Here is a 22538-nt window from a genome sequence, read left to right on the forward strand (position 1 = left end):
GGGCTTATTCCTGGGCTGGCGCCGCGGGCGGGCGGCCGGTTTCGATCATTTTGCCGAACTGCTCGAAGAAGTAGGTCGCGTCGTGGGGGCCGGGGGCGGCCTCCGGGTGGTATTGGACGGAGAAGAGGGGCAGGCTGCGGTGGACGAGGCCCTCGCAGGTGTTGTCGTTCAGGTTCACCTGGCTGACCGCCACGTCCCCGGCGGGGAGGGAGGCGGGGTCGACGGCGAAGCCGTGGTTCTGGGAGGTGATGCTGACGCGGCCGGTGGCCAGCTCTTTGATGGGCTGGTTGCCGCCGCGGTGGCCGAACTTCAGCTTGAAGGTCTGGCCGCCCAGGGCGTAGCCCAGGATCTGGTGCCCCAGGCAGATGCCGAAGACGGGCTTCTTCTCCGCCAGTTCCCGGACGGTCTGGTGGGCGTAGGTCAGGCGGGCGGGGTCGCCCGGGCCGTTGGAGAGGAAGATGCCGTCCGGGTTGTCGGCCAGGGCCTCCTTCGCCGGGGTGCGGGCGGGGACGACGCGCACCTGGAAGCCGTGCTGCCGGAGGCGGCGCAGGATGTTGTATTTGAGGCCGAAGTCGTAAGCCGTCACCCGGTAACGGACGGGCGGAAGGGGGGCAAAGTAGTCCTCCCCCGTGCGGGGCGGCGCGTCGGCCGCGCGGGTGCCGGAGACCAGGGTCCATTTCCGGCTCAGGGTGCTCTCCGGGTCCCAGTCGTAGGGGGCGCGGCAGGTCGTCTCGTCGACGAAGTCCTGGTCCTCGTAGCGCCAGGAGCGGGCGCGGGCGATCGCCTCGTCGGCGGACAGCTCCGTGGTGAGGACGCCGCGCAGGGCGCCCTGGACGCGCAGGTGCTTGGTCAGGGCGCGGGTGTCGATGCCGGAGATGCCGGGGATGTGGTGGCGGGCCAGGTAATCGGGCAGGGCCTCGGCGGAGCGCCAGCTGCTGGCCACGGGGGAAACCTGCCGGACGGCGAAGCCGGAGACCTGCGGCGCGGACGATTCGACGTCCAGGGCGTTGACGCCGTAGTTGCCGATTTCCGGGTAGGTCATGACCACGATCTGGCCGCGGTAGGAGGGATCGGTGAGGATCTCCTGGTAGCCGGTCATCGAGGTGTTGAAGCAGACCTCGCCGACCTGGGTGACGGGCGCGCCGAAGGAGACGCCCTTGAAAACCAGGCCGTCTTCCAGGGCGAGGAGGGCCGGTTTTAGAGCTGCCATACGATGTGGCCGCCCACAATGGTATGGGTGGCCCGCCCGCGCAAGGGCATTTTGTCGAAGGGACAATTGCGGGAGAGGGATTCGAATTTTTCGGCCTCGACGGTCCATTCCAGGCCGGGGTCGATGATGGTCACGTCGGCGTCGGCGCCGGCGCCCAGGTGGCCTTTTTGCGCCTGGAGGCGCAGGAGCTTGGCCGGCTCCCAGGTGAGGAGGGCGACGAAGCGGGGCCAGTCGACGACCTTCGGCTCGACGAGGGCCTTGATGAAGGTGGAAAGCTCCGTTTCCAGGCCGATGATGCCGAAGGGGGCGCGGTCGAACTCGACCTCCTTTTCGTAGAGGCAGTGGGGGGCGTGGTCGCTGGAGAGGACGGTGATGGTGCCGTCGGCCACGCCTTCCAGCAGGGCCTGGCGGTCGCTCTCCGCCCGCAGCGGCGGGTTCATCTTGTAGCGGGTGTCGTAGCCCTGGAGGTTGGCGTCGGTCAGGAGGAGGTGGTGGGGCGTCACTTCGCCGGAGAGGGGGATGCCGCGCTTCCGCGCCTCCCGCACCAGGCGGACGCTGCCCGCGCTGGAGAGGTGCTGGCAGTGGATGTCGGCGCCGGTCATTTCCGCCAGGACGGCGTTGCGGCTCACGATGATCTCCTCCCCCACGGAGGGCCAGCCGCGCAGGCCCAGGACGGTGCTCCAGTAGCCCTCATGGGCCACGCCGCCGGCGGTCAGGGCGTAGTCCTGGCAGTGGTCGAAGACGGGGAGGTCGAACATCTTCGCGTATTCGCAGGCGCGGCGCATCAGCTCGTTGTTCTGGATGCAGCGGCCGTCGTCGGTCACCGCCACGACGCCCGCGCGCTTGAGGGAGCCGATGGGGGCCAGGGCTTCCCCCTCCATTTTCTGGGAGAGGCAGCCGGTGGTGTAGACGTGGACGAAGGCTTCCGCCTCCGCCTTCTGCCGCATCCAGGCGATGGTGTTGGCGCCGTCGGCCACGGGGCTGGTGTTCGGCATCGCCACCACGGTGGTGAAGCCGCCGGCCGCCGCGGCGCGGGTGCCCGCGTGGATCGTCTCCTTGGCGGAGCCGCCCGGCTCCCGCAGGTGGACGTGGAGGTCGATGAGGCCGGGGGTGACGATCTTGCCCGCGGCGTCGATCGTCTCCCACTTCGCCCCGGGATGGGCGGCGGGGTCGGCGACTTTGCCGTCCAGCAGATAGACGTCGCCCACGGCGTCGCGGCCGGAGGCCGGGTCGATGACGCGGCCGCCTTTGATAAGCAGGGCGCGGGACGGGGCGGTGCGGAAGGGGGGCGCGTCGAAAAGGATCATACGGAGACTCCCTGCGGGCCCGCGCCGCCGCCCAAAAGGTAGAGGACGGCCATGCGGACGGCCATGCCGTTGGTCACCTGTTCCAGGATGAGGGACTGGGCGCAGTCGGCCAGTTCGCTGGCCAGCTCCACGCCCCGGTTAATGGGGCCGGGGTGCATGATGAGGACGTCCTTTCGGCAGCGGCGGAAGCGTTCCGCCGTGAGGCCGAAGAAGGCGGTGTATTCCCCCAGGGAGGGGAAGAGGGCCTGCTGCTGCCGCTCGTGCTGGATGCGCAGGAGCATGAGGACCTGGCTTTCCTCCAGCACGGCGTCCAGGGAGTGGGAGACGCGGACGCCCAGCTCCCGGAAACGCTCCGGCAGGAGGGTGGAGGGGCCGACGAGGGTGACTTCCGCGCCGCTTTTCGTCAGGGCCCAGACGGTTGGAGCGGGCCACGCGGCTGTTGAGGATGTCGCCGATGATGGCGACTTTGAGGCCCCGCATGTCGGGGAAGCGTTCCCGGATGGTGAAGAGGTCCAGCAGGCCCTGGGTGGGGTGCTCGTGCGCGCCGTCGCCCGCGTTGACCACGCCCGCCTCCAGCCGCTCGGCCAGGAACTGGGCCGCCCCGGCGGAGGGGTGGCGGAGGATGAGGAGCCGGGTGCCGAGGGCCTGGAGATTGAGCGCGGTGTCCTTCAGCGTCTCCCCCTTCTTGAAGGAGCTTAGCTCGCTGTCGATGGAGAGGACGTCGGCGGAGAGGCGGCCCGCCGCCAGCTCGAAGGAGGCGCGGGTCCGGGTGCTGGGCTCGACGAAGAGGTTCACGACGGTCTGGCCGCGCAGGGCGGGGACCTTCTTGATGGAGCGGGAGAGGATGTCCTTGAACGCCCCGGCGGTGTCCAGGATGAGGTCCAGCTCCCACTTCTCCATGTCCCGCAGGGCCAGGAGGTCCTTCCGTTTCCAGGCCGGGGCGGAGGCGGGGCTCATGGGCGGTGCCTTTCCACGGCGTCTGCGCCGTCGACCTCGGAGAGGCGCACCACCACGTCGTCCTCCAGGGCGGTTTCGATCTTCTTGCCGATGAAGTCTCCCTGGATGGGGAGCTGCCGGTGGCCGCGGTCGACCAAGGCCAGCAGGCGGATGGAGGCGGGGCGGCCAAAGTCGCCCAGGGCGCTCAGGGCGGCGCGGACGGTGCGGCCGGTGAAGAGAACGTCGTCGACCAGGAGGATGTGCCGCCCGGCGGCGTCGAAGGGGATCTCGCTGCGGTGGGGGATGGGCAGGCGGCGGTCCAGGTCGTCCCGGTGGAAGGTGACGTCGATCTGTCCGACCGGCGGGCGGAAGCCGGAGGCGGCCTCGATGCGGTGGGCCAGGCGGGTGGCGATCGTCACGCCGCGCGTGGGCAGGCCGACGAGGGCGAGGGAAGGAAGGGGATCAGTTTCCGCGGCGACGCGGGCGGCCAGCTCGGCCAAAAGACGGTCCAGAGCGGGGCCGTCCAGGAGTATCTCGGGGGGCCGGCTCAACAAAGGAAGCCCTGGAGGACGTGGTGCGTCAGGGTGATGGCGGAGGACGCCGCCAAAAGGGCGGAAACGTTGGCGCTGCCTTCGCCGCGCTGATGCAGGAGAGTCTGCCGCTGGCGGCGCCAGCTGGCCCGGTGGTTCACTATCCAGTCAAGTAGCGCCTTCTCAAAGCCGACGTCGTATCCGGCTTTTTCGCTTTCGATCCACTTGTGGCGGAGGATTTCCTCCCGCTCCGCGAGGAACTCCTGGTACAGGGCCGAGTTCTTGAAGAGGCTTTCGTTATCTTTCTTAAGGTCCATCAATCTGGAAACCGTGAAGGCTTCGCCCTAACCTAACGGACTGAAAAACGATGTCAATCCGGGGAAGGGGGCTTGACTTAAATCATTTGGCGGCAATTTCTTGCGTCTGCTTCGTCAGCTGCCGCGCGATGGCCGCGAAGGCCTGGCTGGAGGGAGCGGCCGGATCGCGGAGGAGAAGCGGCGCGCCTTGGTCGGCCGATTCCCGCAGCGGGATTTCTATAGGTATTTCTCCCAGGTAGGGAACGCCGAGGCGCGCGGCCTCGCGCTTTCCGCCGCCTTCGCCGAAGATGTTATACCGCTTCCCGTCGCCCGGGCAGAGGAAGTAACTCATGTTTTCCACGATGCCCAGGACCGGCACGTTGACCTTGCGGAACATGGCGGCGGCCTTGCGCGCGTCGATGAGGGCGACTTCCTGCGGCGTGGTGACGACGAGCGCCCCGGCCAGGGCGACGGTCTGCACGATGGTCAGCTGGATGTCGCCGGTGCCGGGGGGCAGGTCCAGGATGAGGTAGTCCAGGTCGGTCCAGGAGACGTTGCGGAGGAACTGCTGGGTGTAGCGCGTCACCATCGGCCCGCGCAGGACGGCGGGGGCGTCGTCCTCCAAAAGGAAGCCCATGCTCATCAGCTGGAGGCCGTGGGCCTCCACGGGGAGGATGCGGTTGTCGTCGGTGCCCAGGGGCGCCTCGTGCGCGCCGAACATGAGGGCGATGCTGGGGCCGTAGATGTCGCAGTCGCACAGGCCGACGCGGAAGCCCTGCTCCCGCAGGGCCAGGGCCAGCCCGGCGGCGACGGTCGATTTGCCCACGCCTCCCTTGCCGCTGGCCACGGCGACGATCTTCTTCACGCCCGGGATGGCGTTCTGTTCCGGGGCGCCCGGGGCCTGGGTCTGCGCCGCCAGGGTGACGGGGGCGCTCACGGCCACCTCCACCTCCGCGCGTTCCACGCCGGGGATTTCCTCCACGGCGCGCGTGGCCTCTTCCTTGATCTGGCGGGGGACGGCGGCGTCCGCCGTGGTGACGGCCAGGCGGACCTTGGCCACCGGGCCTTCCGCGTCGATCGCCTGGACGAGGCCGAAGGAGACGATGTCCCGGCTGAAGCCCGGATACTTCACCCGCGCCAGCGCGGCGCGGACCAGCTCGGCGCGGTCCAGGCTCATGAGGCAAGGCGCCCGGCGCCGCAGAGATGCTGGAGGGCCAGCAGAATGCCGTCTGAGGCCAGGTTGAGGTAGGAAAAGGCCGGGGTGAAGAGGAGCACCGCCATGATGCCCAGCGTCCACCAGAGGCCGGACTGCTCCAGCGTCTCGCTGCGGAAGCCGAAGACGTTGCGCACGATCGTCCAGCCGTCGAAAGGGGGGATCGGGATCAAGTTCAGGAGGGAAAGGAAGACGGAGACGTAGGCGAAGAGGTAGGCCAGCTTCTGCCACGGGGAGTGGGCCGGGATCAGCCAGGTCAGCACGGCGCAGGTGAGGAGGGCCACCAGCAGGTTGGCCAGCGGGCCGGCCAGGGCGATGAGGATCTCGTCCCGGCGCGGACGGCGCAGGTTGAGGGGATCGACGGGCACCGGCCGCCCCCAGCCAAAGAGTCCGCCGGAGAGGACCAGGATGTTCAGCGCCGGGATGATGATGGTGCCCAGCAGGTCGATGTGGCTGCGCGGGTCGAGGGTCAGCCGCCCCTCCTGCTCCGCCGTGTCGTCCCCCAGCCGGTAGGCGGCCCAGGCGTGCGCGGCCTCGTGGAAGGAGACCAGCGGGATGAACATCAGGAAAATGTAAAAGTGATCGAGCATTGGGCCGGGTTGGGGAAGGTGGAAAAATCCCGCCGGGTTGGCAAGCGGGAAGACTCGATTGACTCTCCTTTTGACTCCCACTACAAACGGGGCGCCTATGCGCCTCTCTTACGCCCTGCTGCTCGCCGGCCTTTTTCTCCTTGGTCCGGCCTCTTCGTGGGCGGGTGAGGAGCTGGCCAAGCAGCCGGAGACGAAGGGCAAGACGGATGGCCCCGCCGTCCTGGCCGGCATCGACGTGCTGGAGGCCAACCATTTCCAGGGCCTGGAAGGCAAGCGCGTCGGCCTCCTGACGAACCAGTCCGCCGTCGACGGCCACGGCCTCTCCACCATCGAGGTCTTCCGCCGCGCGCCGAACGTGAAGCTCACCGCCCTCTTCTGCCCGGAGCACGGCCTCTACGGGGCGACGACGGCGGGCGCGCCCGTCCAGTCCAGCGTCGACGTGGGCACCGGCCTGCCCATTTACTCCCTCTACGACGACGCCCGCAAGCCCACGCCGGAAATGCTGAAGAACATCGACGTGATGGTCTTCGACATCCAGGACATCGGCGTCCGCAGCTACACCTTCATCAGCACCCTGGGCCTGGCCATGGAGGCCTGCGGCGAGGCCGGCATCGAGTTCTACGTCCTGGACCGGCCCAACCCCCTGGGCGGCGACCGCATCGAGGGCATGCCGCTCAACCCCAATTTCCGCTCCTTCGTCGGCATGTGGGACATCCCCTACGTCCACGGCATGACCGTCGCCGAGCTGGCCTGGATGATCCACGGGGAGAAGTGGATCAAGAAGCGCCCGCCGCTCACCGTCGTCCCCATGCGCGCCTGGCGCCGCTTCATGCAATGGGAGGACACCGGCATGGACTGGGTGCCGCCTTCCCCGCACATCCCCACCGTGGAAAGCGCCTTCGGCTACGCCGTCACCGGCCTCTGGGGCGAATTCCCCGACCTGAACAACGGCGTCGGCTACACCACCCCCTTCAACCTCCTGGGCGCCGCCAAGCTCGATCCCTTTCCCCTGCAGAAGGCCCTCGCCGCGCGGGACCTGCCGGGCTTCGCCTTCCAGGCCGCCTATTACCGGCCTTACTACGGCCCGTCGAAGGACCTTCTCCTGGGCGGCGTCCGCGTCCTCTATAAAGACCGGGCCAAGGCCAACCTGATGCAGGGCGCCATGGTCTTGATGGAAGAGATGCAGAAAGCCTCCGGGCGCAACTTCTTCCAGTCCCTCACGCCGGAAAAGGCCGCCTTCTTCGACAAGCTCTGCGGCGGTGATACCGTCCGCCTCCACTTCCTGGCGGGCAAGCCCGCGCAGGAGCTGGTCGACAGCTGGGAGCCCTACCTCCTCGACTTCCGCGCCCGCCGCGCCAAATACCTCCTCTACCGCAGCTACCTGCCCCTGGCCCATCCCGTAAAGGCCGCCCCGCACCAGGTGGCCAAGCCGGAGCCCGTGCCGCTGCCGACGCCGGCCAATCCGCCCGCCAAGGCCGCCGCCCCACTCCCGGTTCCCGTCTCCGAGGTTCCTCTGCCCGCGCCCGCCCCGGAACCCGTGGCGAAGGCCCAGGCCGTCCCCGAGCCGGTGGCCAAGGCCCAAGCCGTGCCCACCCCGCCGCCCGTGCCCAAGCCGAAGCCGGAAACGGTCAAGCGCGCCACCGCCGTGCCGCCCCCTGCGCCCCCTCCGGAGCCGGTCAAGAAGGCGATCGCCGCGCCCGCCATGCCCGCTCCCGCTCCGGCCCCGCAGCCCGTCGTCCCCGCCAAGCCCGTCACGCCGCCTCCGGCTCCGGCCCAGCCCGCCGTGACGCTGCCGCCGCCGGTCCCGCCCCCGGCCCCCACGCCGGTCATCATCGAGCCCGCCCCGCGCGCGCCCATGCCCGCCGCCACCGCGCCTGCTCCGGCTCCCGCACCCGTGGTTCCGGCCCCGGCTCCCGTCGTCCCGGCCACGCCGCCTCCGGCTCCCCGCCTGACGCCGCCCGCCGCCGCGCCGCGCCCGGCGGAGCCCACCGTCACCATCTTCCCGCCGCAGGTGATGAGCCCGCAGGCCCCGCTGCGCGGCGCGCCCGCCGACGGAGCCTCCGCGCCCGCCGCCGGCGGCCAGGTCCCTTCCACCAACGCGCCCGCGCCGACGATGGAGCCCCTCCCGCCGCCGCCTGACTTCATCGGACAGTGAAAAAAACCTTCCAGATCGTCTTCACCGACTTGAGCGCGGCCGAAATGGCCACGCTGCCCACCCTGCTCCAGCTCGATATCCTCGGCCAGTTCGAGGCGGGCGCCCTGCCGGAGGAGGCCGAGGCGGCCGACGCGGAGAAATTCGGCCGCGTCGAAGGGCAGGGGCGCTCCCTCAACCGCTTCCGCGCGGGCGATTACCGTATCTATTACGAGGTGGCCCCGCGCGAGCGCAGCCTCCTCATCCGCCGGGTGCTCCACAAGAACACCCTCAAAGACTTTCTCTTCCGCTCCAACCTCCCCGGCGCGGGTGAGGATGAGGCGCTCCAGGACAATCCCGATTTCTGGAAGATGATGGATGAGCGGAAGTAATTCCGCCCTGCCTCCCGCCTTTCGCCGTCTCCTCCTGGTCCTGGGCATCGTCCTGGGCTATCTCCTCCTCCTTTGGCTGGCGCGCAACGTGCCGCTCTCCTTCCGGGGCGGGCCGCAAGGCGCGTCCGGATCCCCCCTGGGCGTGGAACTGGCCGCGCCGCCCCCGCCGCCCGCGGAAAAGCGGGTCACTGTCCCCAGCCGCCTGGCTCCCGCGGCGTCCCTCTCCGCTTCCGCCACTGTCTCCGCCCCCGTTTCCGCGGCGGCCACGGCGGATGGCGCCTCCTCCTCGCCCGGCCCGGCCAGTCCCGCGCAGGTCTACGGCGCGGTCACGGCCGCCCACCGCTTCGTCTATTTGATCGACGTTTCCGGCAGCATGCTGATGGAGGGGCCGAACGGGCGTTCCCGGTTCGACCGGGCGGTGGAGGAAATCCGCCGCGCCCTGGAAGCGCTGCCGCCGGAAGCGGCCTTCGACGTCATCTTCTTCGCCGACCGGCCCCTGCTTCTCTCCCCCTCCTTCATCCTGGCGGACGCCGAGGCCAAGCAGCGGGCCTACGCCTTCCTGGGAAACCTGCCGGACCTGGGCGGCGGAACGAATTTGGAAGAGGGCCTGGCCGCCGCCCTCCGCCTGGGGCCGGAGGTCATCTTCCTTTTGACCGACGGCGGCGCGAACGAGCCCGACTGGAAGCTGCTGCGCGCCGTGCGCCAGATGGAGGACGCCGCTCCGGCGCCCGCGCGGCTCTACGCCTTCGGACTGGCCAACCCGATGGACCCGGACGACGCGCGCCTCCTGCAGAAGCTCTGCCGGCAGAGCGGCGGCTCGTATCAAAGCGTGGACCCGGCGACGAGTTGGCGATAGAGTCCGGGACTTCATGGAAAGTCTTCTCTTCATCCGGGACCTGGCGGTGGTCCTCCTCGTCGCGGCGGCCATCGGCGCCCTCTTCCGCAAGCTCGGGCTTTCCCTGGTCGTCGGCTACCTGGTGGCGGGCCTCATCATCGGCCCCCACACGCCGCCCTTTTCCCTGGTTTCCGACGTGCACCGGATCGAGACGCTTTCCCAATTGGGCCTCGTCTTCCTCATGTTCTTCGTCGGCCTGGAGCTTTCCCTCCGCCGTATCCGCCGCCTGGGCATCTCCCTGGTCCTGGCCACCGGGCTGACCGCCTTCCTCGTCTTCCACCTGACCAAGATCCTGGCCGCCTCCCTGGGCTGGGGACCCACGCCCGGCCTGGTGCTGGCCTCCATGCTGATGGTCTCCAGCTCCGCCATCATCACCAAGACCCTCTCGGAAGCGGGGCTCACCCACGAGACCTTCGCCCAGCGCGCCCTGGGCATGATGATCCTGGAAGACGTCGTGGCCGTGGTGATGCTCACCCTCATCACCGCCCGCGTCTCTGCGGAGGGGGCCTCCGCCAACCTGGGGCGGGTCATGGGCCTTCTGGGCGGCTTCGTCGTCCTGCTCATCGTCGTCGGCCTCCTCGTCGTGCCGCGCTTCCTGCGGCGGCTGGCAAAGGCCTCCGACGCCGACCTGAAGGTCTCCGTCGTCGCCGGTGTCCTCATGGGGGCGGCCTTCCTGGCCGCCTGGGCGGGCTACTCCGTCGCGCTCGGCGCGTTCCTTTTGGGCGTGGTGGTGGCGGAAACCCCCTTCCGGGACCGCGTGGAGCGCGCCTTCGTCGGCGTGCAGGGGATGTTCGCCGTCATCTTCTTCGTCTCCATCGGCATGCTGATCGACTGGCACCAGCTCATCGCCCACGCGTGGCTGATCCTGGGCGTCTCCATCTTCTCCATCCTGGTGCGCGTCGGCTGCGCCACGGGGGCCCACATCCTCTCCGGACGGACGGTGACGGGGGCCTTCCGCACCGCCCTGGTCGTCACGCCGATCGGTGAATTCTCCTACATCATCGCGCAGGTCGGCGTCTCCAGCCACAAAGTGCCGGACTACTTCTACAGCCTGGCCGTCGGCATCTCCGCCGTCACTGCATTCACCGCGCCGATCCTGCTGCGCTTCTCGGAACCGCTGGCGGAACGCTTTGACCAGATCCAGCCCAGCTGGGTCCGCCATTTCCTCACCATCTACCGCGGCTGGCTGGAGGCCGCCTCCCACAGCCTGAAGCGGAACAATTTCTGGATCCTGACCCGCCCGCGCATCACGCAGGTGACGGTGGAAATCCTCCTGCTGGTCGGCGTCCTCGGCTTCTCCCCGCTGGTCCGGCAGACCCTGGGAGAAATGGAGCAGCAGGCCGTCTGGCTCGACGGCAACGGCGACCTCATCAACGGCGCCTACTGGCTAGTAGTCTTCTCCGTCTCCCTGGGGTTGGCCGTGGCGATCTGGCGGAACCTGGCCGCCATGAGCATGATCCTGAGCGAGACGGCTTTCCCCGATCCGGGTTCCCGCCTGCGCGGCGTGGCGGAGGGCGCCATCCAGTGCGGCGCGGCCATCGGCCTCATCTTCCTCTTCTGGGTCGCCATGCCGTTCCCGCTCTCCGGCTGGTGGAGCGTGGCCGTCCTCGTCGCCTCCGTGGCGCTCTTCCTCCTCTTCTTCTGGCGGCGGCTCATCCGCTGGCACAGCCACTTCCTCTATTCCTTCAACAACGCGCTGAGCGAAAAATCGGGCCGCCAGGTCATCCAGCCCGCCTCCGTCGACGAGAGCGACTGGGGCGTGGAACTGGTCGAAATCACCCTGCCGGAAGGCGCTCCCTACGCGGGCCAGAGCCTGCGGGAGCTGGACCTGCGCAACCAATTCAACTGCATCGTCGTCGAAGTGGAGCGCCAGGGCTTCGAGATTCCCAACCCCGGTCCCGACGTCCAGCTCTACCCGGGGGACAAGCTCCTCCTCCTGGGCAACGACCTCTCCATCGGCCGCACGCGCTCTTTCCTGGAACAGAGCAGCTCCCCGACCGACGCGACGCGCAGTTTCGCGGAAAACACGCTGGAGACGATCGTCGTGCCGGAGGAAAGCCGCCGTCTGACCCAATCGCTGGCGCAGCTCCGCATCTTCACGGAAACCGGCGTGCAGGTCCTGGGCATCCGCCGCGGAGCGACGACGCTGCTCAATCCCGGCGGATCGGAAATGCTCCAGCCGGGAGACCGTCTCCTCATCCTCGCCCCCTTGGCCGAAATCCGGCGCTTCGGGGCCTGGCTGCTGGGGTAGGGGACTTTTACTTTCTTTTCGGGAAAAGGAGAAAGGCCTGGATTCCTGGTCGGCCTGTGGCATAGACGGTGACCTTTAAGGGTATAAACATGAAAAAAGCCGTCTTCCTGATCGCCTTCCTCGCCTGCATCTGGAGCCTTTCCCCTCTGCCGCTCCGCGCCCAAGAGACGGCGCCCGCCACCGGGCCCTCCCTGGAACAGCGCGTCGCCGACCTGGAGGCCTACGTCAACAACGCCCAGGCCGGCACCGACGGGAAAGCCTCCTGGAAGACGAACCTCTCCTCCGGCCCCGGCCACAACGCCTGGCTGATGACCTCCGCCGCCTTCGTCCTCCTCATGACCCTGCCCGGCCTGGCCCTCTTCTACGGAGGCCTGGTGCGGAAAAAGAACGTCCTCTCCGTCCTCGCCCAGTGCTTCTTCTGCGCCGGCATGGTCACCATCCTCTGGTGGGCCGTCGGCTACAGCCTCGTCTTCTCTCATGGAAAGCCCTGGCTGGGCGGCACCCAATTCGCCTTCTTCCACGGCGTCGATTCGGCCCCCAATACCGACTACTCCTACTGGGTCTCCCAGAACGTCTTCGCCATGTTCCAGCTGATGTTCGCCATCATCACCCCGGCCCTCATCATCGGCGCCACGGCGGAACGCCTCAAATTCGGCGCCGTCATGCTCTTCCTCACCGCCTGGATGTTCGTCGTCTACTTCCCCCTGGCCCACATGGTCTGGGGCGCGGACGGCCTCATGAACGGCTGCTTCAACGCCGCCGCCGCCATCAAAGCCATCGACTACGCCGGCGGCACCGTCGTCCACATGTCCTCCGGCTGGTCCGGCCTCATCCTCTGCCTCATCCTGGGCAAGCGCCTGGGCTACGGAAAAGAGCCCATGCCGCCGCACAGCGTCGTCCTCACCATGGTCGGCACCGGCCTCCTGTGGGTCGGCTGGTACGGCTTCAACGCCGGCAGCGCCGCCGCCGCGGACGGCCTCGCCGCCAACGCCTTCACCACCACCACCCTGGCCACCGCCACCGGCTCCTTCGTCTGGGCCACCCTGGAATACCTCCTCAAGAAAAAGGCCACCATCGTCGGCTTCTGCTCCGGCGCGGTCGGCGGCCTCGTCGTCATCACCCCCGCCTGCGGCTACGTCAACCCCACCGGCGCCATGTGGCTGGGCCTGGCCGCCGGGGCCATTCCCTTCTTCACCGTCACCTACATGAAGCCCCTATTCGGCTATGACGACGCCCTCGACACCTTCGGCGTCCACGCCGTCGGCGGCACCCTGGGGGCCCTCCTCACCGGATTCCTGGCCGATCCGGCCGTAAACGGCAATCTCAACGCCAATTTGAAAGACCTCATCGCCCGGCACGGACTCTGGCTGGAGCAGCTCAAAGCCATCGGCGTCACCCTGGCCCTCGTCATCGCAGGCAGCCTCGTCCTTGGCTTCGCCGTGAAGGCCCTCATCGGCCTCCGCGCCACGCCGGAGCAGGAAAGCCAGGGCCTCGACATCACCGAGCACGGCGAAGAAGGCTACATCCTTTAATCAACACACACCGCACAACGGGAACAAAGGGAAAGGGAATCCATGAAGAAGATCGAGGCCATCATCAAGCCCTTCAAATTGGAAGAGGTTAAAGCGGCGCTGAGCGAAATCGGCGTCGAGGGAATGACCGTCACCGAAGTCAAAGGCTTCGGGCGGCAAAAGGGGCACACCGAGATTTACCGGGGGAGCGAGTACACCGTCGACTTCCTGCCTAAGGTAAAGCTCGAGATCGTCCTGGGAGACGACAAGTTGGAAGCGGCCATCAAGGCCATCCTGACCAGCGCCAAGACAGGGAAAATCGGGGACGGGAAGATCTTCGTCGCCGACGTGGGCGAGGCCATCCGCATTCGCACCGAAGAAAAGGGCGACAAAGCGGTGTAAAAGCGCGACGCGGGCTTGCCAAAGCCCTGGATTCGCGTAGAAAAGACACTCCTTCCATTGCCGCGTGGTGCAATTGGTAGCACACCAGATTCTGGATCTGGGTGTTCTAGGTTCGAGTCCTAGCGCGGCAACTTCTTTTACTCCCCTTATTAAGGGCAAGCGGTACCGCTTGCGGAGATGGCTCTTGCTCTTGGCAAATAGGTTACATAAAATTCTACCATTAGGAAGACGGCGCGGCTCCCCGCGCGCGTGAATGCCATTTTGACCTACCTCATTTGACGATGGATGGCCATGCTCCCCATGCCTTAATCGAGGTTTTGCGGTTTCCGGCCTGCCTTCTCAACGAGGCGGGAAGCATCGTACACCTGAACGCGGCGTGGCGTGAATATGGCGTTCCCGAGGGACATGGCCCTGGGCGCGTGCCGTGGGCGGAGTTGGTCTGGCCGGAAGACCGGGAGGCTGCCTTGGCGGGATTTCGCTCTGCCACCATGACGGGGCGGCGGGCCGATGTGGAGTGCCGGTTGCAGAATGGGCGCGGGGCGGCGCGCTGGTTCCTTATCAGTCTGCAGCCGTTGGATGGCGATTCCGAGGACGAATGCCGGTGGCTCTGCGTCAGCACGGATATTCACGAGTTGAAGCGAAGGGTGGCCGACCTTGAAAAGCGTGCGGCCGTGCAGACTGACATGCTGAATATCAGCGGCGACTGCATCAAGCTGATCGCTTTGGACGGCACGTTGATTCACATGAACAAGGCGGGTTGCCGCGCGCTGGGCGTGGCGGAAGACTCGCCCTTCGGCATGCCGTGGCTGCCTCTCTTGCCCAAGGATGTATGGGAGACGGGAAAACAGGCTCTGGCCAGCGCCGGGGAGGGGACGATTTCCCGCTTTCCGGGCCGCAGCGAGTTGCCGGACGGGAAGGTGCAGCATTGGGATAATACGTTGACGCCTGTGTTGGGCGGCGGCGGTAAGCCGCAGGCCATCCTGTGCGTGTCCCGGGAGGTGACCGCGGAACATGAGGTGATGGAGTCGCTGCGGGAAAGTGAGGAGCGCCTGGCCATTGCGGCGCGGGTCGGCGGCCTGGGCATTTGGGATTACGACATTCGCCGCGACGAACTCCAGTGTGACGACTCTTGGTATCGGATCATGGGAAGGGATCCCGGCAATCCTATCCGCTCGATCGCGGAGTTCCGGCCTTGTATTCACCCGGAGGACGTGGGGCGGGCGACGGAGGTGCAGCAGACGGCGGCCGAGCTCATCGCGAGGAACCAGGACTATGCCATTATGTTCCGGATCGTGCGCCCGAATGGGGATGTCCGCTGGGTGCGTTCCGCGGCATGCCTGATTCAGGATGCTGCGGGAGTGGCCGTGCGGGCCGTCGGTTTCGTGGTTGATATCACCGACGCCAAGCTGGCGGAAGAAAAACTGGGCGAAAGCCACGAGGCGCTGCGCCAGGCGGAAAGGCTCGCGCGGCTTGGAAACTGGAAGTGGGATATCGAGTCGGATTACGCCGTGTGGTCGGAGGCGCTCTACGAGATCTTTGGCCTGGACCCGACTCAGCCCGCACCCAAGCTTCAGGAGCTAAGCCGGGTCTTTGTGCCGGAAAGCTTCGAGGCCTTTCTCTCCGTCGCCAAGCAGTGCGCCATCATGGGCACGCCCTATAGCATCGATCTGAAGGGGGTCCGCGCGGACGGAACTTATTGTTTCGTGAATGCGCGGGGAGAGCCGGTGCGGGACGCCGCGGGACGCATTGTCGGCGCGCGCGGCACCTTGGTCGACATTACCGAGCGGAAGGACGCGGAGAATCGCGTGCGCGCTTTGAGCGAGCGGATCCAGCTTGCCGTGGAGGCTGGCGGCGTCGGCATTTGGGAGATGGATGTCCGGGCCCAGACCTTTGTATGGGACGACCAGATGCACGCCCTCTACGGGCTGCCGCCCGGCAAGTTTGGCGGAAGCTTGGAGGAGTGGAGGACCAGGATGCATCCGGATGATGCGGACCGCATCCTCTCCGATTGGCGGCAGGCGTTTGAGAGCGGTTCGACGTTTAGCGGGGAATTCCGGATCCTCAATCCCATCGAGGGAGTCCGCTACCTGCGCGCCCAAGCCCGGATTTTCCGAGGCTCGGACGGCGTGCCGGTGCGCGCAATCGGCACGAATTGGGACATCACGGCGGAGCGGGAGACGGGGGAGAAGCTGCGGGCGGAGCGGCATATGCTGCGGACGCTGATCGACCATCTGCCGCAAGCTATCTTTATCATCGACCGGGAGGACCGGCTTCAGGTGGGAAACCTCGCCCTTCAGCATTTTATGGGGCTGCTTCCCGGGGACGACGGCGCCGGGCGAAAGGTGCACGAACACTTTCCGAAGGAGGTCAGAGAAACGCCCTGGCAGGATTGTGTGCGGGTCATGGAGACGGGGCAGCCCCTGCTGCAGCATATTGAATGCCTGAAGATGGCCGATGGGGGCGCCCGCTGGTTCCGCACCACGAAAGTCCCTTGGCGCGATATGGAGGGCGGGATCATCGGCCTTGTTTGCGTGTCTGAGGACATCACCGAGGAGCAGGCCATTCGCAGGAAGGTGGAGGAGCAGTCGGCCCAGCTCGCGGAAACCAACACCAATCTTCAGGCGGCGCTCGCCGAGGCGGAGCATCAGGCGGAGCGGGCCCATGCGTCGGAGCGGGCCAAGGGGGAATTCCTCGCGGTGATGAGCCATGAGATCCGCACCCCGATGAACAGCATCCTGGGCATGGTTGGGCTGGCTCTCAAAACCGACCTTACGCCTAAGCAGCGCAATTATCTGGGCAAGGTCGAGCTTTCCGCGAGGGCGCTCGTCGCGATCATCAACGACATCCTGGACTTCTCCAAGATCGAGGCGGGAGGCATGACCCTGGAGTTCGTCGAATTCTCGGTCGAGTCACTGTTGGAGTCGGTTGCCGCCGTCACCGCCATGCGCGCGGAGGAAAAGGGGATCGAAATCGCCTTCTCTGTGGCCCCCGGCGTCCCGGAGCGGATCGTTGGCGACTCGCTTCGACTGGGGCAGGTGCTGATCAATCTCGTCAACAATGCGGTTAAGTTCACGGATAGGGGTGAGGTGGTCGTTTCCGTGGCGCTGGAGCCGGAGCCGGGCTTGCTGCGTTTTTCCGTTCAAGACACCGGCATCGGGCTTTCTGAGGAGCAGGTCGGGCGCCTCTTTCAGCCCTTCGTCCAGGCTGAGGCCGGGGTCTCGAGAAAATACGGCGGCACCGGCCTTGGCCTCGCTATTTGCAAGCGCCTCGTGGAGCTAATGGGAGGGGTCATTGGGGTGCGGAGCCAGCCGGGCCTTGGCAGCACCTTCTCCTTCACCGCCCGCACGCCCCGCCCGGCCCAGGTGCCCGCATCGGACACGGATAGGTGGGTCGGACTGGCCCGCCGGCGGGTCCTGGTCATCGACGATAACGACACCGCCCGCGATATTCTGTGCGGGATGGTGCGGCGTTTCGGCATGGACACTATGACGGCAGCGTCGGGAGAGGTGGGGATCGCGCTGCTGCGGGAGGCATCCCGGAAGGGCTCCCCGTTTGAGGTGGTGCTGATGGACTGGCGGATGCCCGGAATGGATGGGCTGGAGAGCGCGCGGCAGATCAAAGCCGATGCCCTGCTCCAGCGCGTGCCGGCGGTCCTTATGGTGACGGCGTATGCGCGGGAGGAGATCCTCCGCCACGCCGAGCAGCTCCGGCTGGAAGGCGTCCTCATCAAGCCTGTGACTGAGTCGGTCCTATTCAACACGCTGATGGAGGCGCTGGGCCAAGCCCATTCCATCCGGCGGTTGGTGGGCCGGGACCTAGGCCGGCTGCGCGGTGTGCGCGTGCTGCTGGCCGATGACGACGCTCTCAACCGGGAGGTGGGCGTCGAACTATTGCGGCAGGTCGGCGTTGAGGTTGAGGCGGTGGAGAGCGGCGAGGCCGTCCTCTCCCGGATCGAGGCGAAAGATTTTGACCTGCTCCTGTTGGACATGGAGATGGCGGGCATGGGCGGCCTGGAAACGGCGCGGCGTCTTCGGCTGAATGCGCGCTTTGAGAGACTCCCGATCGTTGCCATGACGGGAAACGTCGATACCGCTTCCCGGCAGGCCGTCCGCAATGCGGGTATGGACGGGCATGTCGAAAAGCCGATCGATGCGGATTTTCTCTACGATACGCTGCTCCGGCTTCTGCCCCTTGCTCCCGGCCTGGCCTCGCTGGCTGGAAAGCGGGTGCTTGTGGTTGACGACAACTCCTTTAACCGGGAGGTGGTGGGCGATCTTCTGGTCGCCATCGGAATTGAGGTGGAGTTTGCGGTCAATGGCCGGGAGGCCCTGGAGCGGGTTGAAGGGGCGGCGTATGACGTGGTCTTTTTGGACGTGCAGATGCCGGAGATGGACGGCCTGGAAGTAGCCCGGGCGATCCGGGCCCGGCCCCGGCTTGCCTCTCTGCCCTTGATTGCGCTCACCGCGCAGGCCCAGGAGTCGGACCGGGAGGCGAGCCTTGCTGCGGGGATGAACGCCCATTTGGCAAAGCCGATCGACGAGGCGCTCTTGTACCAGACCTTGCAGCGGTTTCTTGTTCCTACCGCCCAGGCCGTTTCTGAAGCGCCGCCGCCGACGTTTCCCTCCGCCCTTCCCGGAATTGACTTGGCCGTGGCCCAGGCCCGCTTTGGCGGCCGGTGCGAACATTTCTTAAGAGGCTTCCTGCGGGACTTCGCCTCCGCCCCGGAGCGCATCGACGAGAAGCTGCGCGCGGACGATCATGCGGCGCTGGGCTTCCTGGGCCACACGGTGAAATCGGTGGCGGCCTATCTAGGCGCCCGCGCGCTGGCTGACGCCGCCTCTCTCGTCGAGGCCGCCGCGAAAGCGGGGCAGAGGGAGGCCATGCCCGGGCTGGCGTCCGACTTCCAGCGGCATCTGCGGATCGTGATCGAAGGGCTGGCGGAGCATCTGCCCCTTGAGGGGAAGGAGGCGAAAGGGAGCGCCGCGGCGGGGCCAGCCCGGATTGCGGAGCTTCTGGACAAGGCGGCGCCACTGGTGCGCAAGGGCAGCTTCGATGCGGTGCCCTTGTTGGAGGAAATCCGGTCCATCCTTGCGGCCACGCCGCACGCAGCGCTGGCCGGGGAGCTCTGCGCCCAGTTTGAGGACGTCGAGTTAAAGAAGGCTGCCGAAACTCTGGAGCGGCTTCAAAAGGAGATCGCGGGAAAGAAAGGTGCCCCGTGACGGACTCTCCGCTGGATACCGTCCTGCTGGTTGACGATGACCGGGTGAACCGGATGCTGTTGGCCGACACTCTCCAGCTTGATTGTCACGTGCTCCTGGCGAAGGACGGCCCATCTGCCCTCCGGCAGATCCGGGAGAACTCGGAAATTTCGCTCGTCCTTTTGGACGTGAGCATGCCGGGGATGGATGGTTACGAGGTCCTGCGCCTCCTAAAGGCGGATGGGAGCACGGCCCATGTGCCGGTGGTTTTCATCACCGGCAATACGGATGAGGCGGAGGAAGAGCGGGGCCTGGCCGCCGGCGCTGTGGACTATATCGTCAAGCCGGTGCGCCCTGCGCTCGTCCGTGCGCGCATCCGCACCTTGCTTAAGACGGCTATCCTGGAGAGGGAATTGACACGGCCTCCGGCCTCTGCTCCGCCGGGTTCCCCCGATCCCGCGGTGGTCCTTCTTGTGGACGACGAGGCGGTTGTCGCTGAGGCGGTGAGGGCTGATTTACAGGGCTTGCCCGGCCTGGAATTCCACCATTGCGCGGACGGAACGGGGGCGGTCCATGAGGCCGTCCGGCTCCGGCCCACGGTAATCCTGCAGGACCTAAGCATGCCTGGAGTGGACGGCCTCCTCCTCCTGGCCCGCTACCGGGAACACCCGTGCCTACGGGACGTGCCTGTCCTGGTTCTGTCCGGGCAGGAGGAGCCGCTGGTGAAAGCGCAGGCGTTTGAAATCGGCGCCAGCGACTACCTGGTCAAGCCCACCGCCCAGGCCGAGTTGCTCGCCCGTATCCGCTTCCACTCCCAGGCGTATCAGGACCGGCTCCGGCGTGACGAGGCCGCCCGGGTCCTGCGCGAGGCGATGCGGCTGCGCGAGGATTTCTCCCATTTTGCGGTCCATGACCTTGGCAGTCCCCTGGCCACGATCCTGCTGGACGCCGACGAGCTCCTGGCCGCGGCCTCTTCCGGCGTGCCGAGCCCCGCGTTGCTCCGCATCCGCGACAATGCCTTGCGACTTAGCTCCATGACCCAGGACATGCTTCTCTTGGCGAAGATGGAGGAGGGAAAGCTGCGGATCGACTCCCGTCCGGGCGATTTGCTCGCGACGGTCAAGGAAGCGGTCCGGAACCTGGCCCCCTTTGCGGAACGGCGCGGGCTGGAGATTCGCGTGGAGGCCTCCTCTTCCTCCCTGGAGGCCCGGTATGATGCCGCGCTTCTCCTCCGGGTGATGGACAATCTTCTGTCCAACGCCCTTAAATTCTCTCCTGCCTCCGGCGTGGTTGTGGTCCGCGCCGTTGCCTTGGAAGGAGGCGTCCAGGTTGAGATCGAGGACCGTGGCCCCGGCATTCCCGAGGAGGTGCGGGAGCGCATCTTTGACAAGTTTGAGGTGGGCGCCCTGCGGAAGGACGTTCCCCAGAGCGGACTGGGACTGACCTTTTGCCGCATGGCGGTGGAGGCCCACGGCGGCCGCATCGGCGTGGAGGCGGGAACGGAAGGCGGGAGCGTCTTTCGCTTTCGTTTTTAGCCTCCAGTCCCCAGCCGGGGTCCTCCGGACGGGCGCGATGGCTAAACCGGAGCGAAAGACCCGGCCTTCCGGGAGGGGTGGGGGAAGGCGTCGGCGATGATCAGGTTTACCGGAGAGGAAGGTGTCGAGAAATGCATTGGCTGAACGTCCGGGTGTCGATCGGCTTGATGAGGTAGGCGGTGCATCCGGCGGCGAGCATCCGCTCCTGATAGGTCCTTTCGTCGTGCCCCGTCAGAGCCACCACGGGGATGTCCCGGGTGCGGGCGTTGGCCCGGATATGCTGTAGCAAGGAAAGTCCGTCCATGTCGGGAAGCTCGATATCGGTCACGACCAGATCGGGCCGCTCCGTATCGAGCAGGTGGAGGGCTGTACGGCCATCCATGGCCCGGAGGACGCGGTATCCCTCCCACTCCAGGAAATAGGCCGAGATATCCAGGTTACTCTGGCTGTCGTCGACCACAAGAATACGGGGCGGTTCGGCCCTTGTTAGGTCCATGGCTTGCGGGTCTTGTCCGGGTGTGCCGAGGGAGGAGGAAATCTCCGAAGTCTGCGTCATGCCTTCAGGGAGACATTTTTCATACCAGAATAAGAAGCCGTAGGCGCTTCTTCTTTCCCATCAACGGAATCGGATAAATGCCCCTCCCGAAAGGAGAGGCGGGGCTAGGCAATTCAGATACATTTTGAATCTGAGGGGTTCCAAATGTATCTTAAGGGAAGGCCATCGATGACTAAATCGATTTTATTGGTGGAAGACGACGTCGACTTTGCGGAAAGCGTCACGGCCTCCCTCCGGGGGGCAGGTTACCATGTCGATAGCGTGGGCCGCGTTGCCGACGCGCGGGAACGTCTGTTGCGGCAGACTTACGACCTTGTCCTGAGCGACATCAATCTTCCCGACAGCGAGGACTTGGATGTCATCGAATCCCTATCCGTGGGGGAGCGGCCTCCTCCTCTCATCCTCCTTACCGGCGAGGGGACCTTTGACCGAGCGGTCCAGGCTATCTTGCGCGGCGCGTTCGATTACCTGCGCAAGCCGGTGACGCGGTCCCGGCTCCTGGAGGTAGTGGAAAAGGCCGTCGCGGCCCGCGCCCTCGCGGGCGACATCGTCACTCTTCCCTGCGATTCCGATGCCGGCGAGGGCCTGGTGGGGCAGGGACCGGCGATGACGGAGCTGTTCAAGGAAATCGGCCGGGCCGCGCGCCAGCCTGCGCCGATTCTCATCCTGGGGGAAACGGGTACGGGCAAGGAGCTGGTGGCAAGGGCGGTGCACCGTTACGGCGGCAGGCGGGACGGCCCCTTCGTCCCCGTCAACTGCGGGGCAATTCCGGAAACGCTGGTGGAAAGCGAGCTCTTCGGTCATGAGAAGGGGGCATTTAGCGGCGCCCAGGCGCGCCGCTTCGGCCGATTCCAGGAGGCGGACGGAGGGACCTTGTTTCTGGACGAGGTGGGAGATCTTCCCCTCTCAGTCCAGGTTAAGCTGCTCCGGGTCCTTCAGGAACGGGAAGTCCGCCCGCTGGGAGGCACCCCGGTCCGCGTGGACGTCCGCGTCGTCGCCGCCACCCACCGGGACCTGGAAGCCGAAGTGCGGCAGGGACGGTTTCGAGAGGATCTGTATTTCCGGCTTCACGTGGCCCCCCTCCGGCTTCCGTCGCTGCGGGAGCGGCGGGAGGACATCCCGGCCCTCATCGCATGCTTCCTGCGCCGCCAAGCCGCGGACGGTCCGCCGCTGGAAATCGCTGCCGAAGCGCTCCGGCTGTTCCAGGAAGCGCCGTGGCCGGGAAACGTCCGGCAGTTGGAAAACGCGGTCCGGCGCGCCTCCATGCTGACGGCGGGTCGGGTGATCGGCCCTGATCCGGTTTGCCGGGCCTTGGGCGAGGGGGGGGAGGGAACGGCTTCCGACACTCTCATCGAGGAGTGGATCGGTCGGCGCGTTGCGGGCAAAACTTCCGCCGAGCCCGCGCTACTCCGCCAGTTGGAAGCGAAGGCCATCGCCGCCGTGCTGCACCGTACCGGGGGCCGCCGCTTGGAGGCGGCACGCCTGCTTGGCATCAATCGCAAGACGTTAAGGGAAAAGATCGCCCTCTACGGTCTGGAAGTTCCCGGCAACGACCCTGGTGAGGGATGAGCGCCCAAGCGCGGGG

Annotated in this window: 17 protein-coding genes, 1 tRNA gene and 1 pseudogene; 10 read left to right on the top strand and 9 right to left on the bottom strand. The window is 66.7% G+C overall.

Features of this window, described 5'->3' with window-relative positions:
* Nucleotides 1-4: 4 nt before the first annotated feature.
* The 8 genes and pseudogenes from carA to PW734_00495 form a co-directional block, all read right to left on the bottom strand.
* Nucleotides 5-1210: a glutamine-hydrolyzing carbamoyl-phosphate synthase small subunit gene (gene carA, locus PW734_00460; GenBank protein ID MDE1169676.1), complete on the bottom strand. Its 1206-nt coding sequence runs from the start codon at nt 1208-1210 to the stop codon at nt 5-7.
* A complete protein-coding gene (locus PW734_00465; protein ID MDE1169677.1) occupies nt 1198-2517 on the bottom strand; it encodes a dihydroorotase in 1320 nt (439 codons plus the stop codon). The genes carA and PW734_00465 overlap by 13 nt, the downstream gene beginning before the upstream one ends.
* Nucleotides 2514-2876 (bottom strand): hypothetical protein, encoded by a 363-nt coding sequence (locus PW734_00470; GenBank protein ID MDE1169678.1) that lies wholly within the window; start codon nt 2874-2876, stop codon nt 2514-2516. Before PW734_00470 ends, PW734_00465 begins: the two co-directional genes overlap by 4 nt.
* A gap of 193 nt (nt 2877-3069) precedes the next feature.
* Nucleotides 3070-3417 (bottom strand): annotated as a pseudogene (locus tag PW734_00475) (aspartate carbamoyltransferase).
* A gap of 53 nt (nt 3418-3470) precedes the next feature.
* Nucleotides 3471-4004 (bottom strand): bifunctional pyr operon transcriptional regulator/uracil phosphoribosyltransferase PyrR, encoded by a 534-nt coding sequence (gene pyrR, locus PW734_00480; GenBank protein MDE1169679.1) that lies wholly within the window; start codon nt 4002-4004, stop codon nt 3471-3473.
* Complete coding sequence (locus tag PW734_00485; GenBank protein ID MDE1169680.1) at nt 4001-4300, bottom strand: hypothetical protein; 300 nt, start codon at nt 4298-4300, stop codon at nt 4001-4003. Before PW734_00485 ends, pyrR begins: the two co-directional genes overlap by 4 nt.
* Before the next feature lie 82 nt (nt 4301-4382).
* Nucleotides 4383-5456, bottom strand: coding sequence for an Mrp/NBP35 family ATP-binding protein (locus tag PW734_00490; protein MDE1169681.1), 1074 nt, complete (start codon nt 5454-5456; stop codon nt 4383-4385).
* Nucleotides 5453-6082, bottom strand: coding sequence for a site-2 protease family protein (locus PW734_00495; GenBank protein MDE1169682.1), 630 nt, complete (start codon nt 6080-6082; stop codon nt 5453-5455). The genes PW734_00490 and PW734_00495 overlap by 4 nt, the downstream gene beginning before the upstream one ends.
* 97 nt (nt 6083-6179) lie before the next feature.
* On the opposite strand from PW734_00495, the gene PW734_00500 reads away from it, so the two are divergent.
* From PW734_00500 to PW734_00540, 9 genes are all read left to right on the top strand, one after another.
* Nucleotides 6180-8237 carry a DUF1343 domain-containing protein gene (locus PW734_00500; GenBank protein ID MDE1169683.1) on the top strand — a complete coding sequence of 686 codons (2058 nt, stop codon included), beginning with the start codon at nt 6180-6182 and terminating at the stop codon, nt 8235-8237.
* Nucleotides 8234-8605 carry a type II toxin-antitoxin system RelE/ParE family toxin gene (locus tag PW734_00505; GenBank protein ID MDE1169684.1) on the top strand — a complete coding sequence of 124 codons (372 nt, stop codon included), beginning with the start codon at nt 8234-8236 and terminating at the stop codon, nt 8603-8605. Before PW734_00500 ends, PW734_00505 begins: the two co-directional genes overlap by 4 nt.
* The gene (locus tag PW734_00510) at nt 8592-9461 is read left to right on the top strand and encodes a VWA domain-containing protein (GenBank protein ID MDE1169685.1); all 870 of its coding nucleotides are present in this window, start codon (nt 8592-8594) and stop codon (nt 9459-9461) included. Before PW734_00505 ends, PW734_00510 begins: the two co-directional genes overlap by 14 nt.
* A gap of 13 nt (nt 9462-9474) precedes the next feature.
* A complete protein-coding gene (locus PW734_00515) occupies nt 9475-11751 on the top strand; it encodes a cation:proton antiporter (protein ID MDE1169686.1) in 2277 nt (758 codons plus the stop codon).
* Between the two features lie 89 nt (nt 11752-11840).
* Nucleotides 11841-13283, top strand: a complete 1443-nt coding sequence (locus PW734_00520; GenBank protein ID MDE1169687.1) for an ammonium transporter — start codon at nt 11841-11843, stop codon at nt 13281-13283.
* Between the two features lie 42 nt (nt 13284-13325).
* Nucleotides 13326-13664: a P-II family nitrogen regulator gene (locus PW734_00525; GenBank protein ID MDE1169688.1), complete on the top strand. Its 339-nt coding sequence runs from the start codon at nt 13326-13328 to the stop codon at nt 13662-13664.
* Nucleotides 13665-13722: 58 nt separating this feature from the next.
* Nucleotides 13723-13795, top strand: a tRNA-Gln gene (locus PW734_00530).
* 150 nt (nt 13796-13945) lie between these two features.
* The gene (locus PW734_00535; GenBank protein ID MDE1169689.1) at nt 13946-18883 is read left to right on the top strand and encodes a response regulator; all 4938 of its coding nucleotides are present in this window, start codon (nt 13946-13948) and stop codon (nt 18881-18883) included.
* Nucleotides 18880-20397, top strand: a complete 1518-nt coding sequence (locus tag PW734_00540) for a response regulator (GenBank protein MDE1169690.1) — start codon at nt 18880-18882, stop codon at nt 20395-20397. Before PW734_00535 ends, PW734_00540 begins: the two co-directional genes overlap by 4 nt.
* A gap of 106 nt (nt 20398-20503) precedes the next feature.
* Here the strand turns inward: PW734_00540 and PW734_00545 are convergent, their stop codons facing one another.
* A complete protein-coding gene (locus tag PW734_00545; GenBank protein ID MDE1169691.1) occupies nt 20504-20893 on the bottom strand; it encodes a response regulator in 390 nt (129 codons plus the stop codon).
* A gap of 228 nt (nt 20894-21121) precedes the next feature.
* On the opposite strand from PW734_00545, the gene PW734_00550 reads away from it, so the two are divergent.
* Nucleotides 21122-22522, top strand: coding sequence for a sigma-54 dependent transcriptional regulator (locus tag PW734_00550; GenBank protein ID MDE1169692.1), 1401 nt, complete (start codon nt 21122-21124; stop codon nt 22520-22522).
* Nucleotides 22523-22538: the final 16 nt, after the last annotated feature.

Source organism: Verrucomicrobium sp., assembly GCA_028283855.1.
GTDB lineage: Bacteria > Verrucomicrobiota > Verrucomicrobiia > Methylacidiphilales > GAS474 > GAS474.